Origin of the sequence: Kribbella catacumbae DSM 19601 (assembly GCF_000372465.1) — a bacterium.
Taxonomy (GTDB): domain Bacteria; phylum Actinomycetota; class Actinomycetes; order Propionibacteriales; family Kribbellaceae; genus Kribbella; species Kribbella catacumbae.
This window is the reverse complement of record NZ_AQUZ01000010.1, coordinates 149,649-167,997: the sequence shown is the minus strand read 5'-3', so window position 1 is coordinate 167,997 and position 18,349 is coordinate 149,649. Positions and strand designations below refer to the sequence as shown.

Here is an 18,349-nt window from a genome sequence, read left to right as displayed (position 1 = left end):
GAGTTTCGGCTTCTGCTGAGAGCAATCAACAGCCCGGTCGCGGCAGGCCGTGGCCGGCGTCGGGGCGGTGCTTTCCGGTCGCGATGAACGGCGTCTCGAATCCGTTGGCCCTCTCAGCGGCAACACCGACTGTCCACAGGCACCTGCCGGTTCGGACACTGCCGTGCAAGTAGCCCGCGCCCGGCGGGGTGGTGGTCTGCACGAACTCCTTGCCGGCCAGTTCGGCGACCAGTGGTTCGCCGGTGTCGGGGTTGCCGCCGATGGCGACCACCTTCCCGTCGACGAACTCAACGTCATGGAACTGCCCGGTGATCGCCGGGGTGGCGAGCTCGGTCCATGCCTTGCCGTCGAAGTGCAGGGCAAGCGGCTGGCGCCACAGCTCCTGGCTGTTCTTCATGCCGATGGCCCAGATGTCATCGGCCGACTTGATGACCAGCTTGGCGATCTCCAGCAACCTGCCCGGCGGCAGCACCACCGGCAACTCGACCTTGCTCCAGCGCGTCCCGTCATACCGCGCGACTCCGCCGATTCCCGCGGCCCAGATCTCCCTGCGGCCGACCGCCACCAGATCCTCGAGGTAGACGATGTGCTGGAGTCCTTCGCGGGGGAGTTCCTGCCACCTGCCACCGGCGTACCGCAGGACGCTGGACTCGTCGGCGTACTGGCCGATCAGCAGGTTGCCGCCCTGCGCACCGATCGTGGTGAACTGCGCGTTCTCGCCTGGCGTCCCGGGCGGGGTCTCGTGCAGCTTCCAGGCGCTGCCCTGCCAGTGCTGCAGGATGGGCCGCATCGGCTCTTCGACTGTCATCTCGGTCGCGCCGACCGCCCAGACGTCGTTCGCCGACCTAGCCAGTACGTCGTCCAATCGGCCGTCGGCCAACGGCTGCTCTGTCTGCTGCCAGGTCTTGCCGTCCCAGCGGACCGCGAGTGGGTGAAAGCTGAGCGTTCCCTCCGGACCGGGCTCAAGGTTGATGCCGACGCTCCAGAGCGAGCCGCCGGCCTGCGCGGCCGTGTAGAGCACCGCGTTCTCGGGACCCGTCGGGGTCCGCGTCCAGTCGATCGGCGCCGGCTGGGCGAGGCCGCCCACGGTGGTTGCCAGCACGAAAGCAGAAACGATTGTTTGCATACCTCCTCAGACGCAGTGAGGAGGGAGCTCTGTCACACCTATTCGCCGGCCAGTGCCTCCAGCACTCCTTCGCCGTACTGCGCGAGCTTGTTCTCGCCGACGCCGCTGATCTTGCCGAGCTCGGCCAGGCTGGTCGGCAGATCGGTCGCGATCTGCCGCAGGGTCGCGTCGTGGAAGATCACGTAGGCCGGTACGCCGGTCTCCTTGGCGACGGCACCACGCCACGCGCGGAGCCGCTCGAACACCGGCGCTGCCTCGGGAGCGAGATCCACCACAGCCTTCTTCTTGCCGCCACCGCTCGACCTCGAGGACCGCGGTGCGCGCTCAGGCTCGCGGCGCATCATCACGTCGCGTCGGCGGCCGAGCACCTCGGCGCTGTCCTCAGTGAGCAGCAGCGTGCCGTAGTCGCCTTCCACCGTGAGCAGCCGCTGGGCGAGCAGCTGGCGGACGACGCCGCGCCACTCGGTGTCCTTCAGTTCGGTGCCGATGCCGAACACGGTCAGATCGTCGTGCCGGAACTGCTTCACCTTGTCGGTCGTCTTGCCGAGCAGGATGTCGATCACCTGACCGGCGCCGAACTTCTGGTTGCGCTCGTGCTGCAGCCGGTAGACCGTCGACAGCAGCTTCTGCGCCGGGATCGTGCCGTCCCACGACTCGGGTGGCGTCATGCAGGTGTCGCAATTGCTACAGGGCTCGCCGTTCTGCCCGAAGTACGCAAGCAGTTGCTGGCGACGGCACTGGACGGTCTCGCACAACGCGAGCATCGCGTCCAGGTGCGTGCCGAGACGGCGACGGTGGGCCGCGTCGCCTTCGGAGGTGTCGATCATCTTGCGCTGCTGGACGACATCCTGCAGGCCGTAGGCCAGCCAGGCCGTCGACGGCAGCCCGTCCCGCCCCGCGCGACCGGTCTCCTGGTAGTAGCCCTCGACCGACTTCGGCAGGTCGAGATGCGCGACGAACCGCACGTCCGGCTTGTCGATGCCCATCCCGAAGGCGATCGTCGCCACCACCACCAGACCGTCTTCGCGCAGGAAGCGCGACTGGTTCTTCGCGCGGATCCGGCTGTCCAGACCGGCGTGGTACGGGACTGCCTCGATGCCGTTCTGGGTCAGGAAGGTCGCGGTCTTCTCGACACTGTTGCGGGACAGGCAGTAGACGATGCCGGCGTCGCCCGCGTGCTCGGTGCGCAGCAGGTCGAGCAGTTGCCTCTGCGGGCTGTCCTTCGGCACGATCCGATACTGGATGTTCGGCCGGTCGAAGCTCGCGACGAAGTGCTTGGCCGACGTCAGGTTCAGACGGGTCGCGATCTCGGCGTGCGTCGCCGCGGTCGCGGTGGCGGTCAGCGCGATTCGCGGTACGTCGGGCCAGCGCTCGTGCAGCTGCGACAGCATCAGGTAGTCGGGGCGGAAGTCGTGGCCCCACTGCGAGACACAGTGCGCCTCGTCGATCGCGAACAGCGAGATCTTGCCCTGGTCGAGAAGCCGCGTCGTCGCCTCCACCCGGAGCCGCTCGGGCGCCAGATAGAGCAGGTCGAGGTCACCGGACAGGAACGCCTGCTCGACGTCGCGGCGCTGCTCGTAGTCCTGCGTCGAATTGAGGAAGCCGGCCCGGACGCCGAGTGCCGTCAGCGCGTCGACCTGGTCCTGCATCAACGCGATCAGCGGCGAGATGACGACGCCGACACCGGATCGGACCAGGGCAGGGATCTGGTAGCAAAGCGACTTCCCGCCACCGGTCGGCATCAGCACCAGGGCGTCACCGCCGCCGACCACGGTCTCGATGATGTCCTGTTGCTCGCCCCGGAACGAGTCGTACCCGAACACCCGGTGCAAGACCTGCAAGGCCTCGCTCGAGGTGTCGTCCAGCGGCTGGCTCGTCTCTGTCACCCGGCGATTCTACGGAGATCCCGGACTCACTGCCGGGGGCCTGTGGACGACGCGCCGAACTCGCCGCGATACGTGCCGATACTCCACAGATTGCCCTCCGGATCGGCCACGCTGAACCCGCGCGACCCGAAGTCCTCCTCGCGCATCTCCCGTACTACGGTCGCGCCGGCCGCCATCGCCTGCGGCCACAGTGCATCCGGATCGTCGCAGACCAGATAGACCGAGGCGGTCTGGTCGGCCAGCTTGTCGAACTCGTTCGGCTCGGCGTTGCGGTCGACCGAGCTGACCATCACCCCGCCACCAGCCGGCCAGGCCAGCTCGGAATGCGTGATCGACCCTTCGGCGGCCCCGGGGTACGAGACGACCAGTTTGAACCCCAGCCCTTCGGTGAGGAACTTCAATGCGGCCTGACCATCGCGGTAGACCAGCGTCGGCCAGACTCCGATCACGGTGTCCTTCATCGTCGTGTTCATACCGTCAACTCTTCCTCCGCGGTACGGCGGTCGTCTTGAACGAATGGGAGCTCTTCGGTCATCCACTGCCGCGGCGAACACCCCGCGATCGAGTGGAACTCACGGGTCAGATGCGCCTGATCGGCGTACCCGAGGTCGGCCGCGAGATCCGCCAGCCTGGTCCGTGGCCGCGCCTTGAGCCGATCGATGGCATGCTCGAACCGCATGACCCGAGCGGCGACCTTCGGGGTCAACCCGTACTCCGTCCGGAATCGCTCGGTCAGATGCCGCCGACTCCACCCGACCTCCCCAGCCAACTCCTGTACGCCGACGCCGCCCGCCGTCTCGCGCAATCGCTGCCATGCCCAACCGAGCTCGGCTCGTGGCTCGCCGGTCAGCTCGTCACGCCAGGCTTCGAGCAGTAGCCGCTCGACGATGTCGAACCGCTCATGCCAGTGCGGTGCGGCCCGGAGCCGCTCTCCGATCTCCTGCGCCGAAACCCCGAGCAGCGTGTCGACGTCCAGCATCGTCGCCGCGAGCTCCCCGGACGGCTGGCCGAGCAGCGCTCTCGACCCCGCCGGCGTGAGCGCGAGCTGGATACCGGACAGGTTGGGGGAGTCGCCGATCCGCACGGCCGTCGAGTGCAGCCCGCTGACCACGGTCTGGAACTTCTCCACCGGTTCGCCCGGCCAGGCGATGCCCAACGGCTCGTCCAGGCTGATCACGACCGTCAGGTACTGCGTCGGCAGCCCGCGATGCAGCTCGGGCGGCGCGCCGCCGTACGCGTAGCCGATCAGGTCCCCGAGGTACGGGCGCAGGGCGGGATGCGCCTGGCGTACGTGCAGCTCGAAGCCCGTCATCCCCCCAGGCTAGATCCGCCCTCCGACAATTAGCAGCGATCCGCCATCCGGGACCAGCGTTTCGGCATCTGGACGGTTAGTGGCACCATGCTGGGAGTCGTCTGCTGCGAATTCTTGGAGAGATCGTCGTGCCTGAACTGAGGTCCCGCACCGTCACCCACGGCCGCAACATGGCGGGCGCCCGCGCCCTCATGATGGCCTCCGGCGTCGCCAGAGAGGACTTCGGCAAGCCGATCATCGCGGTGGCGAACAGCTTCACCGAGTTCGTGCCGGGGCATACCCACCTGCAGCCGGTCGGCCGGATCGTCTCCGAGGCGATCCACGCGGCCGGCGGGATCGCGCGCGAGTTCAACACGATCGCCGTCGACGACGGCATCGCGATGGGCCACGGCGGGATGCTCTACAGCCTGCCGTCGCGCGACCTGATCGCCGACTCGGTCGAGTACATGGTCGAGGCGCACTGCGCCGACGCGCTGATCTGCATCTCCAACTGCGACAAGATCACCCCGGGCATGCTGATGGCCGCGCTCCGGCTGAACATCCCGGCCGTGTTCGTCTCCGGCGGCCCGATGGAGGCCGGCCGGGCCACCCTGGTCGACGGCACCGTGCGCAAGCTCGACCTGATCGACGCGATGTCCGAGGCCGTCAACGAGAACGTCTCCGACGCCGACATCCTGCGGATCGAGGAGAACGCCTGCCCGACCTGCGGGTCGTGTTCGGGCATGTTCACCGCGAACTCGATGAACTGCCTGGCCGAGGCGATCGGCCTGGCACTGCCCGGCAACGGCTCGGTCCTCGCCACCCACACCGCCCGCAAGGCCCTGTACGAGAACGCCGGCCGGACGGTCGTCGACATCGCCAAGCGGTATTACGAAACCGACGACCACACCGTGTTGCCGCGGACGGTCGCCTCGCGGGCCGCGTTCGAGAACGCGATGGCGCTCGACATCGCGATGGGCGGCTCGACGAACACGATCCTGCACCTGCTCGCCGCGGCCCAGGAGGCCGAGGTCGACTTCGACCTGGACGACATCAACGCCGTCTCGCAGCGCGTGCCCTGCCTGGCGAAGGTCGCGCCGAACGTCGCACCCGGCGGCACCTACTACATGGAAGACGTACACCGCGCGGGTGGCATCCCGGCGATCCTGGGCGAGCTGTACCGCGCCGGGTTGCTGAACGAGGACATCCACACCGTGCACAGCGCCTCGATGGACGAGTGGCTGAAGAACTGGGATGTCCGCGGCGGCTCGCCTTCGGCTGAGGCCGTCGAGCTCTGGCACGCGGCGCCTGGCTGCAAGCGGTCGGCGACGGCGTTCTCGCAGTCCGAGCGCTGGGAGACTCTCGACACCGACGCGGCCGGCGGCTGCATCCGCGACCGCGAGCACGCGTACTCCGTCGACGGCGGCCTGGCTGTCTTGAAGGGCAACCTGGCGCTGGACGGCTGCGTGGTGAAGACCGCGGGCGTGGACGAGTCGATCTGGACCTTCGAGGGCCCGGCCGTTGTCTGCGAGTCCCAGGAAGAGGCAGTGGAGAAGATCCTCGCCAAGGCAGTTCAGCCCGGTGACGTGGTGGTCATCCGCTACGAGGGTCCGAAGGGCGGCCCGGGCATGCAGGAGATGCTCTACCCGACGTCGTTCCTGAAGGGCCGCGGCCTGGGCAAGGTCTGCGCTTTGGTCACCGACGGCCGCTTCTCCGGCGGTACTTCGGGGTTGTCGATCGGCCATGCCTCCCCGGAGGCGGCCTCGGGCGGCACGATCGCGCTGGTCGAGGACGGCGACCGCATTCGCATCGACATCCCCGGCCGCTCGATCGAGCTGCTGGTCCCCGACGACGTACTAGCCGCTCGCCGGGAGGCCCTCGGCGGTGTCTACGCCCCGAAGGCTCGCGAGCGCAAGGTGTCCGCGGCCCTGCGGGCGTACGCCGCGATGGCGACCAGCGCGGACAAGGGCGCAGTACGGGATGTCACCAAGCTCGGCTAACTCAGCGATGGGGGTGGTGCGGGGGCTGACGGCTAGGCGCGGCCGGTTGCGTGGGGCTGTTGGGAAGGCGACTGTGGATCGCGTCGCCGGGCTGCTTGAGGGCCCTAGTCGCGGCGGCGCGCGTCAAGAGCGCCTTCGGGATCCAACGAGTTCGACTCTTGACACGCGCCACCACGACCAGGGAAGGGCGCAGCTATTCCGGAGCCGCTGGGAGGACTGGCCACGATCGGGGGCATCGGCACATTTCGGCCGGCCGCCATCGGGGTACCGATTGCCAGGGCGACTCACCCGGGTCGCCGCCCACCCGTCCATCCGAGCAGGCCTCCAGCCGACCGACCGGCCTCCAACCTGCCGATCGGCGCCTACCTGTCCGCACCACTAGCGCCTTATCGGGCCACTGGCGTGCTATAGCGCGCTAGTGTCCCGATTAGGCGCTAGTGTCCCCCGATCANCCCGCTCCGCACCGGCGAGACAGCACCGTCCCCTGACACATGCACCTGTCGCGCCACGACGGGGCCGGGGTTCCCGGACCGCCACGCACGCACCACCCGACCCGGCTGCGCCGACACGCCGAGGTAATCGCTTGCCGGCCGAGTTGGGTATGCATGGCCATCCGTTGCGCTAGGCGACCACCTCGGCCCGGGCTGGGCTAGTGGCCCTCGAGGTCGAAGGCAAGCGTGATCGCCTCGGCCAGGGCGGCCTCCTGGGCGGGGAGGAGGTAGCCGATCAGGCGGCCGAGCTGGAGCTTGGGGATGGTCTGGATGTTGTCGCAGCTGATCGCGCTGGGGTGATCCAGGCCGTTCTGGGCGCCGACCAGTACTTCGGTCGACAGGCCGCGGATGGTGCTCGTGATCGGCGCGACGGTGACGTTGGCCAGTCGCGGGCGGATCAGTTCACGCGTCAGCACGACGACCGGGCGCGGCTTGTCCAGCCGCGCGATGTGCAGCGGCCGCATCAGTCGAGGTCGGCCAGCACAGTCCCGCCGGCGGCGACCGCCAGCCCGTCGAGGTCGGCGTACCCACCGTGCTCCGCCAGGATGGCCGCATCCCGCTCGGCCAGCTCCCGCCGCCGCTCCCGCTCCATCGCGCGCGCAACCACCGACGCCCGGCTGGACGCCTTGTTGTCATCCACCAGCCGATCCATGAACTCCACGAGCTCATCCGGCAACCGCACAGTGATCTGCTTGCTCATACCAAAACCATACCGCTCCGGGATTCAATTCTCTACCACTCCCGAACGCCGGGTTGCCATGTTCCTCGGCCATCTCAGTTCGGGGACAGGTCCGACCAGGCCAGGTCTGCCGCGGGGAGGGACGGTAGGGCTTTGATGGCGGAGAGTTCGCTGTCGAGGAGGCCGACCAGCTGGGCCAGGCGGGTGGTGGTGTCGACGGCTTCCAGCAGTTTTTGGCGGTCGGGGGTGACCAGGGTCATCGCGGCCGAGATCAGGTACGAGAGGGTGCTGGGGTCGTCGGGGAGGGCGCCGATTCGCAGGCCGGGCTGGGAGATCTCGGTGACGGCGGCGGCGTACCGGCGGAAGCGCTCGATTGCGACGGTCGCAGTACCGAGGGGGTCGTCGCCGGGCTCCTCGTCGAGCCATTCGACGTCGGCGACCAGGTAGTCGCCGCCGCTGTCGAGCTCGGCGACCTTGAAGCGGCGGTTGCCGGTCAGGGTGATCTCGACCGGGCCGTCGTCATCGACGTCCAGGGAGATCTCGGAGATGGTCGCCGCGCAACCGGTGCCGTAGAGCGACCGGAACACCCGGTCGCCGAGCTCGTAGCCGTCGCGGACCGCCACCGCGCCACAGGCCATCTCGCCCCCGTTCTCGACCAGGTCACGGATCACCGATCGTCCCTGGACGTCCGTGACGGGAATCGGGAGCACCAGCCCGGGGAAGATCACTGTCTCGACAGTGAGTAGTGGCAGGCGGGAGTCCATGCTGTTGAGCCTAGGCCATTCGACCTCATTCGAAAGTGCAGCCTTTCAGTCGCCTCAGGAGTTGACCTGGGTGAACGCCGACAGGGGTACGGGGCAAGCATGCGGACAGTGCGCGGGCGGGACATGGGTGGCCCGTAGACTGAGCGTCATGATTCGCCGCGTCGACCTGCGGGGCCGAGTGGCAGCCGGAGAGGTTCTTGACCTCCAAGCCGTCCATGACCTGGTCCCCCGAGCCGTATTCGACGTTGAGGCCGCCCTCGACGTCGTCCGACCGATCTGCCTGGACGTCCGTCATCGCGGGATCGAGGCGATCAGGGAGTACGGCGAGAAGTTCGACCATGTCCGGGTGGAGGACCCGCGGGTCCCCGCCGAGGCGCTCAAGACGGCCCTGGAGGAGCTCGACCCGGCGGTGCGCAGTGCGCTGGAGGAGTCGATCCGGCGGGTCCGCGAGGTCAGCGAGGACGAGCGCGGCACCGACGTGGAGTCGCAGCCCGCGGCCGGTGGCCGGGTGACTCAGCGGCTGGTGCCGGTGCAGCGGGTCGGGCTCTACGTTCCGGGTGGCCGCGCGCCGCTCGCGTCCAGCGTGGTGATGAACGTCGTACCGGCGCAGGTTGCCGGGGTCACCAGCCTTGCCCTGGCATCGCCGCCTCAGAAGGAATTTGGGGGTCTTCCGCACCCGACTGTGCTCGCCGTGTGCGCGATGCTGGGGATCGACGAGGTCTATGCGATCGGTGGCGCGCAGGCGATCGCCGGCTTCGCGTATGGCTTCGAGGGGTGCCGCAAGGTCAACCTGGTCACCGGTCCGGGCAACATCTACGTGGTCGCGGCCAAGCGGTTCGTGCAGAGCGAGGTGGGCATCGACTCCGAGGCCGGGCCGACCGAGATCGCAGTACTGGCTGATGATTCGGCCGATCCGGCGCACGTCGCCGCCGACCTGATCAGCCAGGCAGAGCACGACCCGATGGCCGCGAGCGTCCTGGTCACGCCGAGCGAGACGCTGGCCGCCGCGGTCGAGGCTGAGCTCGCCGTCCAGGTTCCGCGGACCAAGCACCACGAGCGGGTGAGCGAGGCGCTCGGCGGGCAGCAGTCGGCCGTAGTACTGGTCGATGATCTGGAGCAGGGTACGGCGGTCGTCGATGCGTATGCGGCCGAGCACCTGGAGATCCAGACGGTCGACGCGGAGGAGCGCGCCCTGCTGATCAGCAACGCCGGCGCGATCTTTGTCGGTGGCTGGTCGCCGGTCTCGCTGGGCGACTACTGCGCGGGCTCGAACCACGTCCTCCCGACCGCGGGCTGTGCGTGCCACTCGTCCGGCCTGTCCGTGCGCAGCTTCCTGAAGGCGATGCACGTCGTGAACTACACCCGCGAGGCCTTGCAGGAGGTCGCCGGGCACGTGGTCGCGCTCGCGCACGCCGAGGACCTGCCGGCCCACGGTGCCGCGGTGTCGGTCCGCTTCAAGGATGGGACCTGATGGGGCGCTTCGACGGGCTGCCGATCCGCGACGAGCTGAAGAGCTTCGAGCCGTACGGCGCACCGCAGCTGGACGTGCCCGTCCTGCTCAACGTCAACGAGAACCCGTACCCGCCGAGCGAGGCGACCGTCGCGGACATCACCGCGTCGGTGGCCGAGGCGGCCCGCGGGCTGAACCGCTACCCGGACCGCGAGTTCCTTGCCCTGCGCGCCGACTTCGCGGCGTACCTGGGTCGTGAGTCGGGTGCTCAGCTCACGGCCGAGCAGGTGTGGGTGGCCAATGGTTCCAACGAGGTGATGTTGCACCTGCTGCAGGCCTTCGGCGGACCAGGCCGTACTGCGCTGTCGTTCGCGCCGACGTACTCGATGTACCCGGAGTACGCCCGCGACACGAACACCAACTGGGTCACCGGCCGACGCTCCGAGGACTTCACCCTCGACCAGAGCAAGGCGCTCGCGGCGATCTCGCGACACCGGCCATCCGTCGTACTGCTTGCCTCACCCAACAACCCGACCGGTACTGCGCTGCCGATCCAGCTGATCGAGGCGGTCGCCGCCCGGACAGCGGGGATGGGGGCAGTCCTCGTGGTGGACGAGGCGTATGCCGAGTTCCGCCGTACCGGTACGCCGAGCGCGGTCACGTTGTTGCCGTCGTACCCCAATCTGGCGGTGGCCCGGACGACCTCCAAGGCGTTCGCGCTGGCCGGAGCGCGGGTCGGTTACCTTGCCGCGAGCAAGCAACTGGTCGATGCCCTGCGCATCGTTCGGTTGCCGTACCACCTGTCGGCCGTCACTCAGGCGGTCGCGCGGGCGGCGCTGCGGCATTCCGACGAGTTGCTCGGCCGGGTCGAGCAACTGCGGACCGAGCGCGATGAGACCGTGGATTGGCTGCGGGCACAGGGGTTGCGCGCGGTCGATTCGGATGCGAACTTCGTACTCTTCGGCACCTTCGCCGATCGGCACGCGGTCTGGCAGTCGCTGCTGGACGACGGCGTACTGATCCGGGAGACCGGACCCAACGGCTGGCTGCGGGTGTCGATCGGCACCGGCGCCGAGATGGCCGCGTTCCGGGCCTCGCTGGAGAAGGTGCTCAAGACTGATCTAGGAAGGTCATCATGACTAGGACGGCCCGGGTCGACCGGGAGACCAGCGAGTCCAAGGTGCTCGTCGAGCTCGACCTCGACGGCACCGGGCGCGCCGACATCTCCACCGGCGTCGGCTTCTACGACCACATGCTCAACGCGCTGGCCAAGCACGCTCTGCTCGACCTGCACGTGAACACGGTCGGCGACCTCGAGATCGACGCGCACCACACCGTCGAGGACACCGCGATCGGCATCGGCCAAGCGTTGAAGCAGGCTCTGGGTGACAAGCGCGGGATCCGCCGCTTCGGCGACGCGACCGTGCCGCTGGACGAGGCGCTCGTGCACTGCACGGTCGACCTGTCCGGCCGCCCGTACTGCGTCCACACGGGCGAGCCCGACGGTCAGGTCTACGCGATCATCGGTGGCGACTACGCCGGCTCGCTGACCCAGCACGTCTTCGAGACGCTCGCGTTCAACGCCGCGATCTGCATCCACATCCGGGTGCTGTCCGGCCGCGATCCGCACCACATCGTCGAGGCGCAGTTCAAGGCGTTCGCCCGGGCGCTCCGGGACGCTGCCGAGCTCGATCCGCGGCAGCCGGGCATCCCCTCGACCAAGGGCGCCCTGTGAGCAAGAAGGTCGTCCTGCTCGACTACGGCTCAGGCAACATCCGCTCCGGCGAGCGCGCGCTGCAGCGGGTCGGCGCCGACGTTACCGTCACCGCGGACTTCGACGAAGCGCTGAACGCCGACGGGCTGCTGGTCCCCGGCGTCGGCGCTTTCGAGGCTTGTATGACCGGGCTGAAGGCGGTCCGGGGCGACGACATCGTCGACCGCCGGCTGACGGGCGGCCGGCCGGTGCTGGGCATCTGCGTCGGCATGCAGATTTTGTTTGCCAAAGGCATCGAACACGGCGTCGAGACCGAAGGCTGCGAGCAGTGGCCCGGAGTGGTCGAGCGACTCCAGCCCACCGGCGCGGAGCCCGTTCCGCACATGGGCTGGAACACGGTCGAGGTGGATGGCGCGACCAAGCTGTTCGAGGGGATCGAGAAGGAACGCTTCTACTTCGTTCACTCGTACGGCGTCCGCGAATGGCAGCTCACGGACACCCGGGCCTCCGTCACGCCGACCGTCACCTGGACGACGTACGGCGGAGACCGGTTTGTCGCCGCGGTCGAGAACGGGCCGCTGACCGCGACCCAGTTCCACCCGGAGAAGTCGGGTGACGCGGGCGCGGAGTTGCTCGCCAACTGGGTCCGGTCGCTGTAGTGCCGTTCTACGTCCAGGGCGATGACAAGCCTGAGGTCCTGGCCGGGCTGATCGAGAACGCGGAGGCGCACTGGTCCTACATGGATCAGTACGCCGATCGGCTGATCCTTCGTGGGCCGACGCTGTCCGGCGACGGCGAGGACCATACGGGGAGCGTCCATGTCGTCGACGTGGACGATCGCGCCGCTGCGGAGCGGTTCGCGTACGAGGAGCCCTACTGGTCGGCTGGCTTCTACGAGCCACTGACGGTGGTGCGGGCCGTCGTACTGGTCAACCGGACGGACGACGCACCGCGGACGCTGGTGACCGCGGAGTGGGCGCCGGTCGAGGCGGTCAGCCCGCAGCTCGCGGACGGCCAGTTGAGCTTCCTGGCGCTGCTCGTCGACGACGACGGAGCCAAGTCCGTCGGACTCGTCGCAGCTCTCACCGCTCTGCCGGAGGAAGCGGCGGGCATCGTCTCGCCGGTCGCCGACCAGTTGAACGATGAATCGGCGATGGTGATCACCGCACGCCGCTGGCAACGCGGCGGCCGCTCGTAAACGCTGGTCACGGCCAGCGACGACCTGCTCACGAACGGGATCCGCTTGCGGGGCGGACGGCCACCACTGTCGAACCTCGCGAGCAAGCGCTTGCCCTCGGCGTGTCGAGGGGTGGGGCCGGGGTTTGGTAGTGGTGGCGGTCCGGGGCCGGTCGTCTTCCTCGGGCCTGTGTACGACGACGTTTCGTCGTTTGCTCCTGTCCTGCCTCAAACGCGTACTCAGGCAGAGGATTCAGCTCGATCACAGTTTGGGGAGCGGCGTCCGATTTTCGGGGCGGAACTCTTCCGTAGATGACATCGGGGCTGTCACACTCACTCGCCAGGACGGTTGGAACCTTGGGGATCCAGGAGGCCGGACTTGCTGGCAGCGACGAATCTCGAGGTTGTCTACGACGACGTGATGCTGGTACTCCGAGGCGTCAGCCTCGAGGTCCCGCAGGGGCAGATCGTTGCCCTGCTCGGGGCCAACGGGGCCGGCAAGTCCACGCTGTTGCGGGCCATCTCCGGCTTGCTGGACGTGCACGACGGTGAGGTACGCCGTGGCACGATCACCCTCGACGGCGAACCCATCCACGGCTTGGGCGCCAGCCGGATAGCTGCCCTGGGCATCAAACAGGTGATGGAGGGCCGGCGGATCCTCGCCGACCTGACAGTCGAGGAGAACCTGCGCGTCGGCGGGCATGTCGCCCCCCGGTCGCTGAAGGCGAATCTCGACCGGACCTACCAACTGTTCCCGGTGCTGGCCGAGCGGCAGCGCAAGACGGCCGGCTACCTGTCCGGCGGCGAGCAGCAGATGCTGGCGATCGGCCGGGCGCTGATGTCGGATCCGCGGTACTTACTGATGGACGAGCCGAGTCTCGGCCTGGCGCCGATGATCGTGCAGCAGATCCGGGACGTGATCGTCGAGATCAACGCCGCCGGTACCACCGTGCTGCTGGTCGAGCAGAACGCAGCGATGGCGCTGTCGATCGCCGAACACGGCTACGTGCTGGAGAACGGCGCGATGGTGATGGACAAGCCGGCCGCGGAATTGCTGAACGACGGCGACGTCCGCGAGTTCTATCTCGGCCTCGGCGCCGAGGGCGGCTCCAGATCCTTCCGCGACGTGAAGCACTACCGGCGCCGGAAGCGGTGGTTGTCGTGAAGGTGCTGACGTTCGACGACGTGCTGCTCGAGTTCTCCGGCGTGACCGCGCTGAACGGCGTGAGCTTCACCGTCGAAGCCGGCGAACTGTTCGCCGTGATCGGCCCGAACGGCGCCGGCAAGACCTCGATCTTCAATGTGCTCTCGGGCGTCTACCGGCCGCAGCGAGGCTCGGTCCGATTCGGCGACCAGGAGCTGCTCGGCCTGCGTCCGCACGCGATCGCGCGGCTCGGGATCGCCCGGACCTTCCAGAACATCGAGCTGTTCTCGAACCTGACGGTGCTCGACAACCTGATGCTCGGCCGCCATCACCACCACCCGTACGGCGTACTGGCCGCGCTCGGCTGGCTGGGCAAGGCCCGCCGGAACGAGTTCGCCAACCGGCGGGCGGTCGAGGAGATCGTCGATTTCCTCGAACTCGCGCAGTGGCGGCGGATGCCGGTCGGCCTGCTCCCGTACGGCGTCCAGAAGCGGGTGGAGCTCGGCCGGGCGCTCGCCTCGGAGCCGAAGCTGCTGCTGCTCGACGAACCGGTGGCCGGGATGAACCTGGAGGAGACCGAGGACATGGCCCGGTTCATTCTCGACATCCGCGACGAGCTGGGCCTGCCGATGGTGATGGTCGAGCACGACATGGGCCTGGTGATGGACCTGGCCGACCGGATCATGGTGGTCGACTTCGGCCGCCCGATCCGGACCGGCAAGCCGCAGGAGGTCGCAGCCGATCCCGACGTGGTGCGCGCCTACCTGGGCGAAGAACACCGGATTGTGGAGCGGGCATGAGCACGGCGACGATTGCCACCAGGGTGCGGGACCGGGCGATCGCGACGCCGAACGTGATCGCCCTGCGGGAGAAGGATATGGGCCTGTGGCAACAGGTCAGCTGGTCGCAGTACTGGTACACCGCTGAGCTCGTCGGCCACGCTTTGCTTGCCCTCGGCATCGAGCCGGGGGATCGGGTGGCGATCCACTCGGAGAACAGGCGGGAGTGGCTCTACACCGACGTCGGCTCGGTCTCGGTGCGGGCCGTGACGGTCGGCCTCTACCCGACCAACCCGGCCGCCGAAGTCGCCTACCTGCTTCGCCATTCCGGTACCCGGGTGCTGATCGCGGAGGACCAGGAGCAGGTCGACAAAGCCCTGGCCGTCGCCGGCGAACTCCCCGATCTCGAGCGCATCGTCTTCGTCGAGCCTCGCGGCATCAGGCACCGGTACGACGATCCGCGGCTGCTGGCCTGGCCGGACTTCCTTGCCCTGGGCAATGAGCACCGTGAGGCGCATCCCGAGGCGGTGCAGGACCGGATGGCCGGCGCCGGCCCGGACGACGTGGCGACCCTGGTCTACACGTCGGGCACCACCGGGCCGCCCAAGGGTGTGATGCTGACGGTGGCCAACGTCGACTACGCCATCCGGGAGCTCGTCGAGCAGGGTGGCTTCACCTCGCCGCCGCCGTCGCACAAGGACTGCGTGCTGTCGTACCTGCCGCTGTGTCACGTGGCCGAGCGGGTCTTCAGCTGCTGGTTCGGCGCCGGCGCCGGGGTCACCGTGCACTTCGCCGAGTCGATCGAGACGGTCACCACCAATCTGTACGAGGTGCAGCCGACGGTCCTGTTCGGCGTACCGAGGATCTGGGAGAAGATCACGGCCGGCGTCCAGATCCGGGTCGGGTCGGCGACCTGGCTGAAGCGGAAGATCGGCGGGTACTGGTTGCGCCGGGCGGACTGGATCGGCGAGACCCTCGCCGCCAACGGCGGCAAGCACACGCCGGCGTCCCGGCTGGTCTATGCAGTCGGCTACGTGCTCTGCTACCGGGCATTGATGGACCGGACAGGCCTCCGCAAGGTCCGGTACGCCGCCTCGGGTGCCGCGCCGATCGCACCCGAAGTACTGCGCTTCTTGATGGGGTTGGGACTCCCGATGCACGAGGTGTACGGGATGACCGAGAACTCGGCCGTCGCCACCGCGAACCGTCCGGGCAGGGTCAAGGTCGGCACGGTCGGCGAGCCGCACGAGGGATCCGAACTGCGGATCGACGAGACCACCGGCGAGATCCTCACCCGGCACCCGGGCACCTTCGCGGGCTACTGGCACGACCCGGAGGCGACCGCGCGGATGATCGACCCGGACGGCTGGTTGCACACCGGCGACGTGGGGGAGTGGGTCGACGGCACCCATCTGCGGATCACCGACCGGATGAAGGACCTGATCATCACCGCCGGCGGTAAGAACGTCGCGCCGTCCGAACTGGAGAACGCGCTGAAGGCCTCGCCGTACATCAAGGAGGCGGTGGTGATCGGCGACCGGCGCAAGTACCTGACCGCGCTGATCGGGATCGAGCCGGACACCGTCGGCCACTGGGCCCAGGTGCACCGGCTGCCGTACTCGACGTACCACGATCTGTCCTCGAAGCCCGAGGTGATCGCGCTCGTCCAAGGCGTCGTCGACGAGGTGAACGCACGGTTCGCCGCGGCCGAGCAGGTCAAGCGGTTCCGGATGCTGCCGAAGTTGCTCGACCACGAGGACGGCGAGCTGACCGCGACCATGAAGGTCAAGCGCAGCGCCGTCTCCGACACCTTCGCCGAACTGGTCGAGTCGATGTACCAGGGAGGCACCCGGTGAACGAGTTCGTCGCCACGGTGGTCCGGGGTCTGGGCAACGGCTCGATCTACGCCCTGCTGGCGTTGGGGTTCGTCATCATCTACAAGTCCATGCGGGTGATCAGCTTCGCCCAGCCGGCCTTCATGATGGCGGGCGGCGTCCTGGTCAGCCACCTGGTGCTGTCGATGAACTTCTTCCTGGCGGTGCTCATCTCCCTGCTGCTCACGGCCCTGCTCGGTGCCGGGGTGGAGCGGGTCGCGCTGCGGCCGATGATCGGCAAGCCGGTCTTCGTGATCGCGATCATCACCCTCGGCGTCGACATCGTGATCCGTACGGTGGTGAACTCCTTCATCGGCCTGGACATCCGCCAGATGGGCGATCCTTGGGGCCTGAAGCAGCTAAAGCTGCTCGGGGTGACCATCGACCAGCGGCACCTCGCCACCCTGGTGACGACGCTGGTGGTCGTCGCGGCCTTGTTCGCCTTCTACCGCTGGTCGCGAACCGGCCTGGCGATGCGCGCGGCGTCTTCGGACCAGGAGGTCGCACTGGCCCAGGGCGTCTCGGTCGGGCGGGTGTTCTCGCTGTCCTGGGCACTCGCGGCGATGCTGGCCGGACTCGCCGGGGTCTTCCTGTCCACCGGGATCGGGCTGGAGCAGAACCTCTGGCTCACCGCGCTCAAAGCGTTGCCGGTGATCATCCTCGGCGGTCTCGACTCGCTCGGTGGCGCGGTGATCGCCGGACTCACGATCGGCGTGGTCGAGGCACTCGTCGGCAACTACGGCGGCAACCTCAGCCCGGTGTTCGGCGGCGACTTCTTCCTGGTCGTGCCGTACCTGCTGATGCTGCTCGTCCTACTGGTCAAACCGTACGGCCTGTTCGGCACACGAGAGGTCGAACGAATATGAGGGGTCGCCCGCTGCTCTACCTGTCGTACGGGCAGGACATGGCGCTGCTGAACACCCCGGCCAAACGGTGGTGGACGCTCGGCCTGGTGCTGGTCGCGGTCCTGCTGCCGTTCATGCTCGAGGACGACCTGCTCGTCGTCCTGGCGACCGCGTTCGTCGCGTCGATCGGCGCGATCGGCCTCAACCTCGTCACCGGGTACGCCGGTCAGGTGTCGCTCGGGCATGCGTTCTTCCTCGCGATCGGGGCGTACACCGCGGCGGCACTGTCAGGTGATCCGGACAGCACCCGGCTGATCGGATTCGGGATCACCTCGCTGCCGATCTGGTTGCTGGCGGCGGGCCTGGTCGCGGGGCTGGCCGGGTTGATCGTGGCCCCGCTGGCCGCTCGGCTGCGGGGGCTGTACCTGGCCATCGTGACGCTCGGGCTGGTGTTCATCGGGGAGCACCTGTTCAAGCACTGGCGGGATCTCACCGGGGGAGTGGGCGTCGGCCGGCCGGCCGCGGTGCCGGAGTTGTTCGGGCTGCAGTTCGCGGTCGACGGCGCGATCTTCACCAAGGCGCAGAAGCTCTATCTGCTGATGTTCGTGCTGCTGGTGATCTTCGGCGTCCTGGCGCGGAACCTGGTCCGGTCCCGGATCGGCCGGGCGCTGGCCGCCGTCCGCGATCGCGATCTGGCCGCCGAGGTGATCGGCGTCGACGTGACCCGGTACAAGATGATCGCCTTCGCGGTGTCGTCGTTCTACGCCGGCGTCGCGGGGGCGCTGTTGTACGTGATGATCGGCTTCGTCGAGCCGGGGTCGTTCAACCTGGCGATGTCGGTGCAGTACATCGCGATGATCCTGGTCGGCGGCGTCGCCACCATCTCGGGATCGATCATGGGCGCGGTGTTCATCACCCTGTTGCCGCGGGTCACCCGCGAACTCCCGGCCGTGCTGCCGTTCATCAGCAGCAGCTCGACGGCCGGAGGCATCACGATCTTCCAGGTCGAAACGATTCTGTACGGCCTGCTGATCATCGGATTCCTGATCTTCGAACCACGAGGGTTGTTCGGGATCTGGGTCCGCATTCGCACCTACTGGAAGTCATGGCCGTTCTCGCACTGACTCACC

At 68.2% G+C, this 18,349-nt stretch carries 18 protein-coding genes; 11 read left to right on the top strand and 7 right to left on the bottom strand.

Going from position 1 to position 18,349, the window contains the following annotated elements:
* Positions 1-25: 25 nt before the first annotated feature.
* From A3ES_RS0113465 to A3ES_RS0113450, 4 genes are read right to left on the bottom strand one after another with little or no spacing between them, the layout of a single operon-like run.
* On the bottom strand, positions 26-1,126 hold the full coding sequence (locus A3ES_RS0113465) for a hypothetical protein (protein WP_157630490.1): 1,101 nt from the start codon (positions 1,124-1,126) through the stop codon (positions 26-28).
* A gap of 38 nt (positions 1,127-1,164) precedes the next feature.
* Positions 1,165-3,012, bottom strand: a complete 1,848-nt coding sequence (gene recQ / locus A3ES_RS0113460) for a DNA helicase RecQ (RefSeq protein ID WP_020387346.1) — start codon at positions 3,010-3,012, stop codon at positions 1,165-1,167.
* Between the two features lie 26 nt (positions 3,013-3,038).
* A complete protein-coding gene (locus A3ES_RS0113455) occupies positions 3,039-3,485 on the bottom strand; it encodes a VOC family protein (RefSeq protein ID WP_020387345.1) in 447 nt (148 codons plus the stop codon).
* On the bottom strand, positions 3,482-4,324 hold the full coding sequence (locus A3ES_RS0113450; RefSeq protein ID WP_020387344.1) for an AraC family transcriptional regulator: 843 nt from the start codon (positions 4,322-4,324) through the stop codon (positions 3,482-3,484). Before A3ES_RS0113450 ends, A3ES_RS0113455 begins: the two co-directional genes overlap by 4 nt.
* Positions 4,325-4,452: 128 nt before the next feature.
* Between A3ES_RS0113450 and ilvD the strand changes: the two genes are divergently transcribed.
* Positions 4,453-6,303 (top strand): dihydroxy-acid dehydratase, encoded by a 1,851-nt coding sequence (gene ilvD, locus A3ES_RS0113445; RefSeq protein WP_020387343.1) that lies wholly within the window; start codon positions 4,453-4,455, stop codon positions 6,301-6,303.
* 649 nt (positions 6,304-6,952) lie between these two features.
* Here the strand turns inward: ilvD and A3ES_RS0113440 are convergent.
* From A3ES_RS0113440 to A3ES_RS0113430, 3 genes are all read right to left on the bottom strand, one after another.
* On the bottom strand, positions 6,953-7,258 hold the full coding sequence (locus A3ES_RS0113440) for a type II toxin-antitoxin system PemK/MazF family toxin (protein ID WP_020387342.1): 306 nt from the start codon (positions 7,256-7,258) through the stop codon (positions 6,953-6,955).
* Positions 7,258-7,494 (bottom strand): ribbon-helix-helix domain-containing protein, encoded by a 237-nt coding sequence (locus tag A3ES_RS0113435; protein WP_020387341.1) that lies wholly within the window; start codon positions 7,492-7,494, stop codon positions 7,258-7,260. The genes A3ES_RS0113440 and A3ES_RS0113435 overlap by 1 nt, the downstream gene beginning before the upstream one ends.
* Before the next feature lie 74 nt (positions 7,495-7,568).
* Positions 7,569-8,237, bottom strand: a complete 669-nt coding sequence (locus A3ES_RS0113430) for an LON peptidase substrate-binding domain-containing protein (RefSeq protein WP_020387340.1) — start codon at positions 8,235-8,237, stop codon at positions 7,569-7,571.
* A gap of 148 nt (positions 8,238-8,385) precedes the next feature.
* Here A3ES_RS0113430 and hisD point away from each other — a divergent pair, with 148 nt between their 5' ends.
* The 10 genes from hisD to A3ES_RS0113380 all read left to right on the top strand — a co-directional run bounded on the left by hisD (position 8,386) and on the right by A3ES_RS0113380 (position 18,343).
* Positions 8,386-9,708, top strand: a complete 1,323-nt coding sequence (gene hisD / locus A3ES_RS0113425) for a histidinol dehydrogenase (RefSeq protein ID WP_020387339.1) — start codon at positions 8,386-8,388, stop codon at positions 9,706-9,708.
* Complete coding sequence (locus tag A3ES_RS0113420; protein ID WP_020387338.1) at positions 9,708-10,826, top strand: histidinol-phosphate transaminase; 1,119 nt, start codon at positions 9,708-9,710, stop codon at positions 10,824-10,826. The genes hisD and A3ES_RS0113420 overlap by 1 nt, the downstream gene beginning before the upstream one ends.
* On the top strand, positions 10,823-11,422 hold the full coding sequence (gene hisB / locus A3ES_RS0113415; RefSeq protein ID WP_020387337.1) for an imidazoleglycerol-phosphate dehydratase HisB: 600 nt from the start codon (positions 10,823-10,825) through the stop codon (positions 11,420-11,422). Before A3ES_RS0113420 ends, hisB begins: the two co-directional genes overlap by 4 nt.
* Positions 11,419-12,060, top strand: coding sequence for an imidazole glycerol phosphate synthase subunit HisH (hisH, locus tag A3ES_RS0113410; RefSeq protein WP_020387336.1), 642 nt, complete (start codon positions 11,419-11,421; stop codon positions 12,058-12,060). The genes hisB and hisH overlap by 4 nt, the downstream gene beginning before the upstream one ends.
* Positions 12,060-12,599 carry a YciI family protein gene (locus tag A3ES_RS0113405; RefSeq protein ID WP_020387335.1) on the top strand — a complete coding sequence of 180 codons (540 nt, stop codon included), beginning with the start codon at positions 12,060-12,062 and terminating at the stop codon, positions 12,597-12,599. Before hisH ends, A3ES_RS0113405 begins: the two co-directional genes overlap by 1 nt.
* A gap of 357 nt (positions 12,600-12,956) precedes the next feature.
* Positions 12,957-13,742, top strand: a complete 786-nt coding sequence (locus A3ES_RS0113400) for an ABC transporter ATP-binding protein (protein WP_020387334.1) — start codon at positions 12,957-12,959, stop codon at positions 13,740-13,742.
* On the top strand, positions 13,739-14,521 hold the full coding sequence (locus A3ES_RS0113395) for an ABC transporter ATP-binding protein (RefSeq protein WP_020387333.1): 783 nt from the start codon (positions 13,739-13,741) through the stop codon (positions 14,519-14,521). The genes A3ES_RS0113400 and A3ES_RS0113395 overlap by 4 nt, the downstream gene beginning before the upstream one ends.
* On the top strand, positions 14,518-16,356 hold the full coding sequence (locus tag A3ES_RS0113390) for an AMP-dependent synthetase/ligase (RefSeq protein WP_020387332.1): 1,839 nt from the start codon (positions 14,518-14,520) through the stop codon (positions 16,354-16,356). Before A3ES_RS0113395 ends, A3ES_RS0113390 begins: the two co-directional genes overlap by 4 nt.
* The gene (locus A3ES_RS0113385) at positions 16,353-17,240 is read left to right on the top strand and encodes a branched-chain amino acid ABC transporter permease (RefSeq protein WP_020387331.1); all 888 of its coding nucleotides are present in this window, start codon (positions 16,353-16,355) and stop codon (positions 17,238-17,240) included. The genes A3ES_RS0113390 and A3ES_RS0113385 overlap by 4 nt, the downstream gene beginning before the upstream one ends.
* Positions 17,237-18,343, top strand: a complete 1,107-nt coding sequence (locus A3ES_RS0113380; RefSeq protein WP_020387330.1) for a branched-chain amino acid ABC transporter permease — start codon at positions 17,237-17,239, stop codon at positions 18,341-18,343. Before A3ES_RS0113385 ends, A3ES_RS0113380 begins: the two co-directional genes overlap by 4 nt.
* Positions 18,344-18,349: the final 6 nt, after the last annotated feature.

Excerpts from the sequence above, each read along its gene's own strand:
- A3ES_RS0113430 (WP_020387340.1), bottom strand. The coding sequence starts at position 8,237 with ATGGACTCCCGCCTGCCACTACTCACTGTCGAGACAGTGATCTTCCCC.
- A3ES_RS0113380 (WP_020387330.1), top strand. The coding sequence starts at position 17,237 with ATGAGGGGTCGCCCGCTGCTCTACCTGTCGTACGGGCAGGACATGGCG.
- A3ES_RS0113420 (WP_020387338.1), top strand. The coding sequence starts at position 9,708 with ATGGGGCGCTTCGACGGGCTGCCGATCCGCGACGAGCTGAAGAGCTTC.
- hisD (WP_020387339.1), top strand. The coding sequence starts at position 8,386 with ATGATTCGCCGCGTCGACCTGCGGGGCCGAGTGGCAGCCGGAGAGGTT.
- A3ES_RS0113390 (WP_020387332.1), top strand. The coding sequence starts at position 14,518 with ATGAGCACGGCGACGATTGCCACCAGGGTGCGGGACCGGGCGATCGCG.
- A3ES_RS0113440 (WP_020387342.1), bottom strand. The coding sequence starts at position 7,258 with ATGCGGCCGCTGCACATCGCGCGGCTGGACAAGCCGCGCCCGGTCGTC.
- A3ES_RS0113455 (WP_020387345.1), bottom strand. The coding sequence starts at position 3,485 with ATGAACACGACGATGAAGGACACCGTGATCGGAGTCTGGCCGACGCTG.
- A3ES_RS0113450 (WP_020387344.1), bottom strand. The coding sequence starts at position 4,324 with ATGACGGGCTTCGAGCTGCACGTACGCCAGGCGCATCCCGCCCTGCGC.
- hisB (WP_020387337.1), top strand. The coding sequence starts at position 10,823 with ATGACTAGGACGGCCCGGGTCGACCGGGAGACCAGCGAGTCCAAGGTG.
- A3ES_RS0113435 (WP_020387341.1), bottom strand. The coding sequence starts at position 7,494 with ATGAGCAAGCAGATCACTGTGCGGTTGCCGGATGAGCTCGTGGAGTTC.
- A3ES_RS0113465 (WP_157630490.1), bottom strand. The coding sequence starts at position 1,126 with ATGCAAACAATCGTTTCTGCTTTCGTGCTGGCAACCACCGTGGGCGGC.